We start from the raw sequence: 13,392 nt of genomic DNA on the forward strand, positions 1-13,392 counted from the left end.
TTTTTTTAGCTGAAATCTTCTTCGAAGTGCTCCTGTTCACCCCGTGTGCCGCTCTGGCGCCGCACCACCTCCATCTGTCGCAACTCCACCCGGCGGATTTTGCCGGAAATGGTCTTGGGCAATTCGCTGACAAACTCGATCCGCCGCACCCGCTTGTAGGGCGCCAGATGCTCGCGGGCGAACTCAAGGATGTGGCGTGCCAGCGCGGCACTGCCCGGGGCGTCATGGGCCAGGATCAGGAACGCCTTGGGCACCGCCAGGCGCAACGGATCTGGGCTGGGTACCACGGCCACTTCCATCACTGCCGGGTGTTCGATCAGTGCGCTTTCCAGCTCGAAGGGGCTGATGCGGTAGTCGGAGGCCTTGAACACATCGTCGGCGCGCCCCACGAAGGTGATGTAGCCGTCGGCGTCGATCTGCGCCGTGTCGCCGGTGCGGTAGTAACCGTCGCGCATCACCTCGGCGGTTTTCTCCGGGCTGTCTTCGTAGCAGAGCATCAGGCCCAGTGGGCGTATATCCAGAGGCAGGGCGACTTCACCCTCGGTGCCCGGCACGCCGTCGGCGTCCAGCAGAGCCACCTGGTAGCCCGGCAACGGGCGGCCCATGGAGCCTGGCTTGAGCAACTGGCCCGGCGTATTGCCGACCAGGGCGGTGGTTTCCGACTGGCCGAAGCCGTCGCGCAGCGGCAGGCCCCAGGCCTGTTGGATCTGCTCGATGATCTCCGGGTTCAGCGGTTCACCGGCGCCCACCAGTTCGCGCAGGTTCAGGCGCGATTTGTAGCTGGCCAGGTCTTCCTGGATCAACATGCGCCACACCGTGGGCGGGGCGCACAGGCTGGTCACCCGGTACTTCTCCAGTGCGCCGAGCAACGCCTGGGCACTGAACCGCGCGACGTTATGGATAAAGATGCAGGCGCCGGCATTCCACGGCGCGAACAGGCAGCTCCAGGCATGCTTGGCCCAGCCCGGCGAGGAGATGTTCAGGTGCAGGTCGCCGGGTTGCAGGCCGATCCAGTACATGGTCGACAGATGGCCGACCGGGTAGCTCTGGTGGCTGTGCAGCACCATCTTCGGTTTTGAAGTGGTGCCGGAGGTGAAATACAGCAGCATTGGGTCGGTGGCCAAGGTACGGCCCTCGACCTCGAACCGCTCGGGGTATTCGAAGGCGGCGCTGTGCGCGACCCAGCCAGTCGGCGCCGCCCCCACGCATACGCGGCTGCAACCCTCGCCCAGGCTCTCGAACTTGCCGACATGCGCCGCGCCGACCACCAGGTGGCGGACCTGGCCCCGCTCGATGCGGTCGTGCAGGTCTACGGGGTTGAGCAGGGCGGTGGCGGGGATCACCACCGCGCCGAGCTTGAAGGCCGCCAGCATGGTTTCCCACAGCGCCACATCGTTGCCGAGCATCAGCAGCACGCGTTCGCCACGCCGCACACCGAGGGCGCGCAGGTGGTTGGCGACCTGGTTGGAACGCGCGGCCAGTTGCTGGAAGCTGTAGCGCTGCTCGCTGCCGTCCTCTTCGACGATCCACAGCGCGTCGGCGGCATTGCCCTCGGCCATGGCATCGAAGTAATCCAGGGCCCAGTTGAAGGCGTCCAGTTGCGGCCAGCGGAAGTCGCGGGCGGCGGTGGCGTAGTCGGTGCGGTGCGCGAGCAGGAAATCCCGGGCAGCCAGGAAGGACTGGGTCATGGTCGGTGTCCTTAATTATTGTTGTGGGGACTGACCCCTCGGGTGCATCGAGAGGCTGGACCGAGTATAGGCACGCATAAATAAGAGCAAAACGCTCAAAAACACCGGAGCGTTGTGCAAAAAAGTCATGGGCGATAAGGGCTGGCGAGGAGTGATTGACGGGTTATACGTAAAAGTCCAGTATGGAATTATAAGTACAAAAGATCCCGCTCCAGCTTTTTCTTCACGCTTGCCAAAACCAATAACAACTCGCGAGACACGACCATGAAGAAACTCTCCCTCATCACCGCCCTGGCCTTGGGCCTGATCGCCTCCAGCCAGCTGCTGGCCGCCGAGAAAACCCTGCGCATCGGTATCGAAGCGGCTTACCCACCGTTTGCGTCCAAGACCGAAGAGGGCAAGATCGTCGGCTTCGACTACGACATCGGCAATGCGCTGTGTGCGCAGATGAAGGTCAAGTGTGTGTGGGTCGAAGGTGAGTTCGACGGCCTGATTCCTTCCCTCAAGGTGAAGAAAATCGACATGGCGTTGTCGTCCATGACCATCAATGACGATCGCAAGAAGTCGGTGGATTTTTCCCATAAGTACTACTTCACCTCCTCGCGCCTGGTGATGAGGGACGGGGCCGTGGTGGATGACCAGTACGCCAGCCTCAAGGGCAAGACCGTGGGTGTGCAGCGCGCCACCACCACCGACCGTTACGCCACCGAGGTGTTCGAACCCAAGGGCATCAACGTCAAGCGCTACAGCAATAACGAAGAGATCTACATGGACCTGGCGGCAGGCCGGCTGGATGCGATCTTTGCCGACACCATTCCCTTGAATGACTTTTTGCAGATGCCTCGGGGCAAGGGCTATGGGTTTGTCGGCCCGGAACTCAAGGACCCGAAATACGTGGGCGAGGGCGCCGGGATCGCGGTGCGCAAGGGCAATACCGCGCTGGTCAGCGAACTGAACAGCGCCATCGACGGCATTCGCGCCAGTGGGGAATACCAGAAGATTTCACAGCAGTACTTCAAGGCCGATATCTACGGCGATTGAGCGTCATACGCGGGCAAAATGTGGTGGGAGAGGGCAAGCCCTAATGCCAGTCAGTTAAGCGTACATCGCCTCCTGTAGGAGCGAGCTTGCTCGCGAAAAACGTCAACGATAACGCGTGCTTCCTGAATGAACGCGGCGCCTGTGAGTTTTTCGCGAGCAAGCTCGCTCCTACAAAAAGCCTTAACTGACTGGCATTGAGGCAAGCCCCCTCTCACATTTGATCAGCCCTTGAGCTCCTTCAAATGCTTGTAGACCGTGGCCCGCCCCATGCCCAGCACATTGGCCACATAGTTCGAGGCGCTCTTGCCCTTGAACGCGCCTTCGGCATGCAGCGCCAGCACCAGCTCACGCTTGTGGTCACGGGTGAGCAGGTTCAGGCTCAGCTGGCGCTCGCGCATCCAGGCATGCAGGAACGTGTTGATGCGCTCCTGCCAGTCATCGCGAAACAGCGAGTCCGGTTGCGGGATCAGCTTGCTCGGCGACAGGAACAGGTCCAGCGCGGCCTTGGCGTTTTCGAACAGTGAGATATTCAGGTTGATGCACAGCACCGCCAGCCGGCGCCCTGTGTGGTCATGCAGCACGGTGCTCAGGCTGCGGATTTTCTGGCCGTCCCAATTGAGCTTTTCGTAGGGGCCGATATTCACGTCGCTGACGTCGGCACTGAGCATGTCCTCCAGCGCCGAGTCGTCGCCAATGCCCCGTTTGGACAGGTTATTGGCGATGTAATCGACTTTTTGCGTGCGCAGGTCATGCAGCACCACTTCGGCATGGGGGAAGAACAACGTGGCGATTGCATCGGCAATCGCGCGGAAATTCTGCAGGACTTTTTCGTGTTCGGCGCTGTTCATCAATGGAGCTCCAGGCGGGCGAGGGAGAGCATACCAGCGTCGAGGCCGAACCGCGTCAGTGGCTCCGGCAAGGCTTCACCGCGCACCAGCGCTGCACTGGCCTGGCCCATGGCCGGGGAGGTCTGGATCCCATAACCGCCTTGCGCCGCCACCCAGAACAGGCCGGGCACCTGTGGGTCGAAGTCGCTGAGCAAATCACCATCGTGCACAAAGCTGCGCAGGCCGGCCCAGGTGCGCGTCGGGCGACGGATGCTCAGGGTGGTGGCTTCTTCGATCTGGTAGATGCCCATGGCGATGTCCAGTTCTTCGGGCTGGATATCCTGGGGCTCCACCGGGTCGGCATTGGCCGGCGAGCCGAGGAACATGCCGGCGTCGGGCTTCATGTAGAAGGCTTCGTCGAGGGCCACCAGCATCGGCCAGGCGTGGCTGTCCACGCCTTCGGGGCCGGCGAAGATAAATGCCGAGCGCCGCTTGGGTTGCAGGCCGATGGACGCGGCGCCCGCCAGCCCGCCGATATGATCGGCCCAGGCGCCGGCGGCGTTGATGATGATCGGCGCGGTGTAGGTCCCATCCTGGGTGCTTACGTGCCAGAGGCCCGCGCTGTCACGGCTCAAGCCCAGCACGTGGCTGTCGGTGCGCACTTCGCCCTGATTGCGCCGGATACCGCGCAGATAGCCCTGGTGCAGGGCGTCGGTGTCGATGTCGCTGGCGGTCGGGTCATACAGCGCGCCATGGACTTTTTCCCGGCGCAGGATCGGCAGGCGCGCGCAGGCTTCATCCGCCGTGAGCCGTTCGACCTGGGGCACCGTGGCCTTGGCGCTCAGGTACTGGGCCTGCAATTCGGCAGCGTCGCCGTTGAAGTCCACGGTCATTTCGCCGCGTGGCGTCAGCAGCGGGTGCTCGCAGAAACCCGGCGGCGGGTTATCGAAAAACGCGCGGCTGGCCTGGGTCAACGCCCGCACCTGCGGGGTGCCATACGCCGCCGTGTAGAGCGCCGCCGAGCGTCCGGTGGAGTGATAGGCCGGGTGGGATTCACGCTCCAGCACCAGCACCTTGGCATGGGGCGACAACCAGAAACCCGTGGACGCGCCGGCAATGCCGCCGCCGATGATGATGAAGTCGGCGTGGCTCATAACAGTCTCCAGAGGGCATTGGCCAGGGCGATGTCTTCCAGGCCCAGGCTGATGGAACGGAAAAATACGTGGCGGTCACAGGCCGGGCGCTGTACCTGCTCACTGAGCAGTTCGGGCAGGTCGCCGACGATGGCGTTTTTGTCCCAGCCGTGCTGTTCAGCGGCAATCAACATTTCGCCGGCCGAGCCGGGGGTGGTCTGGCGATAGTCGCAGAACACCTGCATGGCGTTGAGGCTCTGGGGCGGCACTTCATGGGCACGCGGGGCGTTGGTGCTGATCGAGGTGATCAGCGCCGGCTTGCTCAAGCGCGACGGGTCGATCACCGGGCCGGCCGATGAGGTGCACAGCAGGATCACATCGGCGTCGGCCACCGCCGCATCGCAGCTGTCGGCGACGCTCAAGCGTGGATCCAGGCGTTTGATGGCGTCGGTATTGGCAGTGGCCAGGCTGGGCGAAAACACATTGATGCTCTGCCAGTCCCGCAGGTTTTTCACGTAGTGCAGATGCGCCTGGGCCACCTTGCCGCTGCCGATGATCGCCAGGCGCCGTGCCGCCTGCGGGGCCAACGCCTCCACCGCCAGCGCAGTGGTCGCGGCGGTGCGCGCGGTGGTCAACTCGGCGGCATCGCACAGCAACAGGGGCTCCCCGGTTTGTATCGACATCAACAGCGTCCAGGCCGTCACCAGCGGCCCTTGCTCGCGCACGATATACGGCGAGGTCTTGACCCCGTACACCTGTTCTTCAGCCAGCACGCCCAGGTAGTTGATGAAATCGCCGGCGCCGTGGGGGAACTCCACTAACTGCTGCGCCGGTTGCACCGCGTGCCCGACGGCCAGGGCGCGGAACAGCGTGCGCAGGATCTGCGGTACATCGACTTGGGCGAGCAATTCGCGGGCCTGGGCCTGGTTGATGACAAAAGGGGGGCTGGACATGGAGAACTTCCAAATTAAACTAATTTGTCCATTATGGACTTTTAGTTTTATTGGGCAACCACTGGGCGCAAAAAATCTGCAGACCTTCCCCCCTACGTTAGAAGCAACGGTGGTCAGTTTGTCACTGAACTCACCTTGGCGACCACGGCCCCGCGAGTTTCGACCCATCCTCCTCCAAGCACTTTGTAGAAGGTCACCAGGTTGGTCAGGCGCGACAACTGCGTGCCGATCAGGTCCTGTTGCGCGGTGTAGAGCGAACGTTGCGAGTCCAATACCGTGAGGTAACTGTCGATCCCCTGACTGAAGCGCGCCTGTGACAGCCGATAGCTTCTGGCGGTCGCCTCTACCAGCGCTTGCTGTGCATCAAGCTGGCGCCCCAGTGTGCCGCGTTGCGCGAGCGCATCGCTGACTTCGCGAAACGCCGTTTGAATCGCCTTCTCGTAGTCCGCTACATAGATGTCTCGATCCGCTGTGGCGCTGGCCAGGTTGGCTTGGTTGGTACCGCCATCGAAGATCGGCAGCGAGAGTTGCGGCGCGAAACTCCAGGTTCCCGAACCGCCTTTGAACATGTTCGATAAACTCGCGCTTGAAGTCCCCGCCGAAGCCGTGAGGGTAATGCTTGGGTAAAACGCCGCACGGGCGGCGCCGATGTAGGCATTGGCGGCCTTCAGGTCGCGCTCGGCCTTGAGTATGTCGGGGCGGCGTTGCAGAAGGTCCGAGGTCAAGCCGGGCGGGATGTTGGCCAAAGGGCTCGCTTCGGCTGTCGAGCGTTCGGGCAGGGTCTTGGGCAGCAGCGCGGCTGGCAGATCGGCACCGACCACCAGGCGCAGTGCGTTCAGGTCCTCGGCGACTTGAGCGGTATATTTTTCCACATCGACGCGTGCCGTTTCGACGCTGGTCTGTGCCTGGCTCAGGGTGAGGGCGGAAGAGGAACCCAGGTCGAACATGCGCTGGTCGAGTGCATAGCTGTCTTGCTGGCTGGTGAGCGTATCGTGCGCCAGCTTGAGCCGGTCCTGGTCGGACGCCAGGGTGAGGTAGTCCGTGGCGACTTCCGCGATCAGGCTGATTTGAGTGCTTCGGCGATTCTCAGCCGTGGAGAAGAATTGCTCGAGTGCCTGCGCGCTGAGGCTGCGCAAGCGACCAAACAGGTCCAGTTCGTAGGCACTGAAGCCCAGCGTCGCGCTGTAGCTGTGCGTGACCATGGCCTGGCCGGTCTGGGATTGATCGGCCGGTGTGCGGCTGGCGCTGGAGCTGCCGCTGGCATCGACGCTGGGAAATAACGCTGCGTCTTGAACGCGGTAGGTGGCGCGAGCCTTTTCGATATTGAGCACCGCCACCCTCAGATCGCGGTTGTTGGCCAGGGCCAGCTCGATGACTTTTTGCAGGGACGGGTCGGTGAACACATCGCGCCAGCCCAGGTCAGCGACCGGCACGGTGGGCACTACGCCCTGGTCTTCGGGAAACGTCGCCGGGACGGGCGAGGGTGGAGGCTGGTAGGCCGGCATCAGGCTGCAACCGCTCAACAGAGCCCCCACTACCAGTACAGAACGTGTAAACCGTTGCATATCAGAGACCTTGTGCAGGGGCTGGTTGGGCAGGGGATTGCGTGGATGTCGGCGCAACGGTTTTTGGGTTGAACAGGCGCATCACCAGTACAAAAAACAGTGGAACAAAGACAATCGCCAGGAGCGTGCCGGAGAGCATGCCGCCGATCACTGCGCTGCCCAACGCATGCTGTGCACCGGCCCCCGCGCCGCTGCCCAATACCATCGGTAACACGCCAAGAATGAATGCCAGGGACGTCATGAGTACCGGACGCAAGCGCATGCGCGCGGCTTCGAGTGCTGAATCCACCAGGCTCTTACCGCCGGCGTAGAGGTCTTTGGCGAACTCCACGATCAGGATGGCGTTTTTCGAGGCGAGGCCAATGGTGGTCAATATCCCGACCTGGAAGTACACGTCGTTCATTTTCCAGGTCAGGATTGCGCCGACCAGGGCCCCCAGCACCCCCAGCGGTACCACCAGCACCACTGACAATGGAATCGCCCAGCTCTCATACAGTGCGGCCAGGCACAGGAACACGAACAGGATCGACAGGCTGTACAGTAAGCCGGTCTGGCCGGTTGAGGCTTTTTCCTGGCGCGACAGGCCAGTCCATTCGTAGCCGATGCCGGTCGGCAACTTGGCCACGGCGTCTTGCACGATAGCCAGTGCTTCGCCGCTGGACGCGGCTCCAGGCATGGCCATGCCCAATATCTCTACGGACGGGACGCCGTTATAGCGTTCAAGCCGTGGCGACCCCGAGGCCCACACCGCCTTTGAAAAGGCAGAGAAGGGCACCATGCCGCTGTCACTGTTGCGGATGTACCAGCGATTGATGTCATCGGGGAGCATGCGGTAGGTGGCATCCGCCTGCAGCATGACCTTTTTGACCCGGCCCTTGTCGATGAAGTCATTGACGTAACTGCTGCCCCAGGCAGCCGAGAAATTGTCATTGATATCGGCGATCGACACACCCAGTGCCTGGGCCTTGTCCGGGTCAATCTCGAGCTGCAGTTCAGGCGCGTCTTCCTGGCCGTTGGGCCGCACCGCCACCAGGCGCTTGTCTTTTGCGAGCTCGGCGAGCAGTTGGTTACGCGCACTCATCAAGGCTGCGTGACCAAGGTTGGCACGGTCTTGCAGCATCAGGTCGAAGCCGGTTGCATTACCCAGCTCCGCCACGGCCGGCGGGGCGAACGCAAATACCCGCGCGTCCCTGAGCGTCGAAAAGTAAGCCATGGCTTTGCTGGACACACCAGACACACTGAGCGCGTCACCCTTGCGCTCATCCCAGGGCCTGAGTTTGACGAACGCCAGGCCGGTGTTCTGGCCACTGCCGGCAAAGCTGAAGCCGGACACTGTGAACACGCCGGAGACCGCGTCTTTCTGATCGACCAGGAAGTGTTGCTCGACCTGGTGAATGACTTCGTCAGTACGCGCCCCGGTCGCACCGGGTGGCAACTGCACCAGCACGAACAGGGTGCCCTGGTCTTCATCGGGCAGGAAGCCCACCGGAAGCTTCATGAAGCCGAAGACCACCGCGCCCAACACCACGGCGTACACCAGCATGTACCGCCAACCCTTGCCCACGATGTGGCGCACGATGCCTTGGTAGCCAAGGTTGCCTCGGTCAAACGAACGGTTGAACCAGCCGAAGAAACCGGTGGTAGCCGCGCCATGGCCTTGCTCAATGGGTTTGAGTAGCGTTGCGCACAGGGCGGGTGTGAGCACCAGCGCTACCAGTACCGACAGCGTCATGGCCGAGACGATGGTGATGGAAAACTGTCGGTAGATCACGCCGCTGGAACCACTGAAAAACGCCATCGGCACAAATACGGCGGCCAGCACCAGGGCGACGCCCACCAAGGCTCCGGTGATCTGGCCCATTGACTTGCGAGTGGCCTCCTTCGGCGATAGCCCTTCCTGCACCATGATCCGCTCGACGTTTTCCACCACGACAATGGCATCGTCCACCAGCAAACCGATGGCCAGTACCATGGCAAACATGGTCAGCGTATTGATCGTGAAACCGAACGTCGCGAGCACGCCGAAGGTGCCGAGCAGCACCACAGGTACAGCTATCGTCGGAATCAGCGTGGCCCTGAAGTTTTGCAGGAACAGGTACATCACCAGGAAAACCAGTGCCACGGCTTCAACCAGGGTACGTACGACCTCTTCGATCGAAATACGCACGAAGGGCGTGGTGTCATAGGGCTTTTGCACGGCCATGCCGGGCGGGAAGAATTGCTCAAGCTCTGCCACCCGGGCGTCTATCGCCTTGACGGTGTCCAGGGCGTTGGCACCCGCGGCGAGCTTGATAGCCAGGCCCGCAGCGGGTTTGGCGTTGTAACGTCCGGCACTGGTGTAGCTTTCACTGCCCAGTTCTATGCGCGCAACGTCACGCAGGCGCACTTGAGAGCCATCAGTCTGGGTGCGCAGCAGGATGTCCTCGAATTCTTTCGCCGTTCTCAGGCGTGTCTGCGAGGTGATCGTCGCGTTGATCTGCTGGTTGCTGGTAGCGGGGAGAGCGCCCAACTGCCCGGCGGAGACCTGGACGTTCTGCGCCTGGATCGCCGTTTTCACATCGGTTGGCGTAAGGCTGAAGTTGGCCAACTGGTCGGGGTTGAGCCAGATGCGCATGGCGTACTGTGAGCCAAACAGCGTGGTGTCGCCTACCCCTTCAACCCGACTGATTGCATCCTGCACGTTGGCGGCCACGTAGTCCGAGAGGTCGGAGCCGCTCATACTGCCGTCCTCGGAAGTAAACGCCAGGACATTGAGGAAGTTCGTCGCCGACTTTGTCACCGTAAGGCCCTGGTTCTGCACCTCTTGCGGCAACAGCGGTGTCGCCAGCGCGAGCTTGTTCTGAACCTGCACCTGCGCGGTATCGGGGTTGGTGCCGTTCTCGAACGTGAGTGTGATGGTGGCCGAACCAGAGGACTCACTGGTGGATGACATGTAGCTCAACCGGTCCAGCCCCTTCATCTTCTGCTCGATGATCTGGGTGACCGTGTCTTCCAGTGTCTTGGCCGACGCGCCGGGATAGGTGGCAGTAATTGCCACGGCGGGAGGCGCGATATCGGGGTACTGCGCGATCGGCAGCGTGAGGATCGAAAGGATGCCGGCCAGCATCACGAGAATAGCCAGCACCCATGCGAACACCGGGCGATCAATAAAAAAACGTGCCATGAGTAGCTCTCTCGCAGGTCAGTTTGACGCGGTGGCCTTGATGGCTGGCGCAGGGGGGGCAACGTGGGAGGCGTCGTCAGCCGGTTTGGTTACCCACGGTGTGACATTCACCTCCAGGCCCGGCGCGGCGTTTTGCTGGCCATCGACTACAAGCTGGTCCCCCGGCTCAAGTCCGGCCTGCACCAACCACTGATCGCCTACTGCCCGCTCGGTCTGGAGTGGTCGACGCTGCAGTTTTTTCTCGCTGTCGACGACATAGGCGAACGGCTTGCCGGCACCATCCCTGGAGACCGCTTGCTGGGGCACCAACAGGGCGTTTTCCTTGACGGCCTCCTGCAGTACCGCACGCACATACATGCCGGGCAGCAGGTCGCCGTCGGGGTTGGGAAATACCGCCCGCAAGGTGATCGTGCCGGTGTTCTGGTCCACGGTGACATCCGAGAATTCCAGGGTGCCCTCGTGCGGATAAGCGCTGCCATCTTCAAGCAGCAATTGCACCTTGGCCGAGTTGGCGCCGCTCTTTTGCAGTTCGCCTCGGGCCATCGCGTGTTTGAGTTGCAGCAGCGCGGTGCTGGATTGGGAGAGGTCGACGTACAGGGGATCCAGCTGTTGGACCGTCGCCAGTTCCGTGGTCTGGCTGGCGGTAACCAGTGTGCCGGGGGTGACGCTCGACTTGCCGATGCGCCCGGAGATCGGTGAATCCACACGGGCGTAAGACAGATTGATACGGCTGCTTTCAACGTCAGCCTTGGCTGATGCTACCTGGGCTTCGTCCTCGCCGAGGGAGGCGCTTGCATCATCGTAGTCCTGTTGGCTGACCGCCTGGATGGCCAGCAATTGCTTATAGCGTTCAGCCTTGAGCCGCGCAGTCTTGAGGGTTGCTTGCGCTTTGGCGAGCGCTGCTAGATTGCTGTCGTGGGTGGCCTTGTAGGTGGCCGGGTCGATTTGATACAGCGCCTGGCCTGCAGTGACATCGCTGCCTTCTTTGAACAGGCGAGTCTTGATGATCCCGGCAACTTGCGGGCGTACCTGCGCGACCAGGTACGCTGAGGTGCGGCCGGGGAGTTGTGTCGTCAGCGCCAGATGCCGGGGTTGCACGGTGATCACCCCCACGGTCGGTTTGCCCTGTGCGGGCGGAGGACCACCCGGCGGCTTGCCGCAGGCGGTGAGAAAGCAAGCAGCAGTACAGGCTGCGAAGAAGCTTAAGAAGTAAGTCAGGGGCGGGCGCAAGGCATTCTCCAGGGCGGGAAGGAGGAAGCGGATTAGTTATTTAAATACCGTACCGTACGGTAATGTATTGAGGTAAATTTGCGCCGTCAACCGGGATGAACGCCCCTGGGGTATCATCCGGGCGTTTGTGGAAGCAGTGGAGCAAGGGTTATGCGAGTCAAGACTGAAGCCAAACGCGAGTCCATCGTCGAGGCTGCAGCGCAGGTTTTTCTGGAGTTCGGCTTTGATGGTGCGTCCATGACGCAGATCGCCACGCGAGTGGGCGGATCAAAGGGGACGTTGTACGGGTACTTCAGCAGTAAGGAGGAGTTGTTTGTCGAGGTCATGCATGGCATGGCCAAGCGTTTCCTAGAGCCCATCTTCGAAGCGTTGCAGAAGGACCATGATGACTTGCGGCATGCATTGCAGCAGTTCGGCGAGCGCACCCTGGCCGTGTTGTGCCTGGAAGCTTCCATTCAGGCACGCCGCGCGATCATCGCGCAGTCGGGTCGCAGTGACATCGGCTTGCGGTTCTACGAGCGGGGCCCGAAAAAAGGCATGCGCGAAGTGGCCAGTTTCCTGACGCGCCGGATCGAGGCGGGCCAGCTCAGGCCGTGCGACCCGGAGGTCGCAGCCTGCCACCTGATGGCATTGCTTGATTCGGAGACCGTCACTCCTTGTCTGTTGGGCGTCAACCGCAAGCCTTCGACCGCCCATATACGAGCAGCGGTAAGTCGTGCGCTGGATACCTTTCTGGCGGGCTATGCGCTCGGGCCTCACAGCGTTGTCCCCTAGGGAAACGCGGCCTGGCTCATTGGGCGGCGCTGGCCGTTTCACGGTAGAGCCTGGGCGGCATGCCGAATGCTGCCTTGAAATGGCGACTGAAGTGAGCGCTGCTGCCATAGCCCCAGGCGTAAGCAATGTCGGTGAGCGAGCGATGGCTGAGGTCACGGTTGCGTAGGTCTTGCGCGCAGCGCGCCACGCGGCGTTGCCAGATGTACTCGCTGACACTGCAACCGAATTCGTCCTGGAATGCCCGATGCAGACTGCGCACGGAGCAGTGTTCGGCAAACGCGATGCGCTCGATGCTCAGGTCGCGGTCGGCCAGGTGAAGTTCGATATAGCGCTTGAGGCGGTTCTGCTTGTAGTGACGGAAGTCGTGTTCGAGCTTCTTCTCTTCCTGCTTGTTGCCCAGCGCATTGTTCAAAAGCCCGACGATACTGTCGCCGATCAGCGCCGCCGACTGGCTGTTCAGCAGCGGATATTGGCTGTAGGCGTCAACGATAAGGTGCATCAACATCCGCCCAAGCCCGTTGCGTGCGCTGATATGCAGGTCGTCAGCGTCCAGTGCCTGCCCGGCGCCTTCGTTGAACAACAGGATGAAGTGCTCACAGCCTTGTGGGCTGCTGACGTTGAATGGTTGGGCGCAGTCAACCACCAGCAACTCGTCGGGCGCCAAGGCGTTGCTGTGCTTGCCTTGCTGGAAATGACTGACGCCGGCGGTTTGCAGAATCAACATGCGTGACGTATCGGGTGCCTCGACTGCTTTGCTCAGGTGACGGGAGTAGCGGTGCGCGCTGGCGGTCATGCGGCAAAAACGCAGTTTTCCAAGATCGCCGTATTCCAGGCGGCCCTGGAAATCGGCATCGTGCAAAGGTTCGATGTAGGTGGACTCGAGGCGCTTGATGTACTCCGGCGTGCGGCCGAGGTTGTCACTCATAAACTCCTTCCACTTCATCAGGCGGTCGGAGCGCATCACTTGATCGGTAGAAACGCAGGCTAGATTGCTCATGGTTCGCCTCTTTTTATTGTG

The 13,392-nt window shown here is 61.7% G+C and carries 10 protein-coding genes; 2 read left to right on the forward strand and 8 right to left on the reverse strand.

The genetic code is table 11. The features are described 5' to 3' along the window. Positions 1-5: 5 nt before the first annotated feature. Positions 6-1,688: an AMP-binding protein gene (locus BB029_RS14365; protein WP_065939683.1), complete on the reverse strand. Its 1,683-nt coding sequence runs from the start codon at positions 1,686-1,688 to the stop codon at positions 6-8. A 264-nt stretch (positions 1,689-1,952) separates the two neighbouring features. Between BB029_RS14365 and BB029_RS14370 the strand changes: the two genes are divergently transcribed. Next, a complete protein-coding gene (locus BB029_RS14370; RefSeq protein ID WP_065939684.1) occupies positions 1,953-2,729 on the forward strand; it encodes an ABC transporter substrate-binding protein in 777 nt (258 codons plus the stop codon). A gap of 221 nt (positions 2,730-2,950) precedes the next feature. Here the strand turns inward: BB029_RS14370 and BB029_RS14375 are convergent, their stop codons facing one another. The 6 genes from BB029_RS14375 to BB029_RS14400 form a co-directional block, all read right to left on the reverse strand. Continuing rightward, positions 2,951-3,577 (reverse strand): transcriptional regulator, encoded by a 627-nt coding sequence (locus BB029_RS14375; protein WP_027603534.1) that lies wholly within the window; start codon positions 3,575-3,577, stop codon positions 2,951-2,953. Further along, positions 3,577-4,710, reverse strand: a complete 1,134-nt coding sequence (locus tag BB029_RS14380; protein WP_065939685.1) for an FAD-binding oxidoreductase — start codon at positions 4,708-4,710, stop codon at positions 3,577-3,579. Before BB029_RS14380 ends, BB029_RS14375 begins: the two co-directional genes overlap by 1 nt. Beyond that, positions 4,707-5,642 carry an ornithine cyclodeaminase family protein gene (locus BB029_RS14385; protein WP_065939686.1) on the reverse strand — a complete coding sequence of 312 codons (936 nt, stop codon included), beginning with the start codon at positions 5,640-5,642 and terminating at the stop codon, positions 4,707-4,709. The genes BB029_RS14380 and BB029_RS14385 overlap by 4 nt, the downstream gene beginning before the upstream one ends. A 113-nt stretch (positions 5,643-5,755) precedes the next feature. After that, positions 5,756-7,207, reverse strand: coding sequence for an AdeC/AdeK/OprM family multidrug efflux complex outer membrane factor (adeC, locus tag BB029_RS14390; RefSeq protein ID WP_065939687.1), 1,452 nt, complete (start codon positions 7,205-7,207; stop codon positions 5,756-5,758). A 1-nt stretch (position 7,208) separates the two neighbouring features. Continuing rightward, positions 7,209-10,370 (reverse strand): efflux RND transporter permease subunit, encoded by a 3,162-nt coding sequence (locus BB029_RS14395; RefSeq protein ID WP_065939688.1) that lies wholly within the window; start codon positions 10,368-10,370, stop codon positions 7,209-7,211. An 18-nt stretch (positions 10,371-10,388) separates the two neighbouring features. Beyond that, positions 10,389-11,600, reverse strand: coding sequence for an efflux RND transporter periplasmic adaptor subunit (locus tag BB029_RS14400; protein ID WP_065939689.1), 1,212 nt, complete (start codon positions 11,598-11,600; stop codon positions 10,389-10,391). A 150-nt stretch (positions 11,601-11,750) separates the two neighbouring features. Here BB029_RS14400 and BB029_RS14405 point away from each other — a divergent pair, with 150 nt between their 5' ends. Further along, entirely contained in the window at positions 11,751-12,374 is a 624-nt protein-coding gene (locus BB029_RS14405) for a TetR/AcrR family transcriptional regulator (protein ID WP_027603540.1), read from the forward strand. A 16-nt stretch (positions 12,375-12,390) separates the two neighbouring features. On the opposite strand, the gene BB029_RS14410 is transcribed toward BB029_RS14405, so the two are convergent. Beyond that, positions 12,391-13,371, reverse strand: coding sequence for a helix-turn-helix domain-containing protein (locus tag BB029_RS14410; RefSeq protein ID WP_027603541.1), 981 nt, complete (start codon positions 13,369-13,371; stop codon positions 12,391-12,393). Between the last annotated feature and the right edge of the window lie 21 nt (positions 13,372-13,392).

Source organism: Pseudomonas sp. S3E12, assembly GCF_001702295.1.
In the GTDB taxonomy this organism is placed as follows: Bacteria; Pseudomonadota; Gammaproteobacteria; order Pseudomonadales; family Pseudomonadaceae; genus Aquipseudomonas; species Aquipseudomonas marginalis.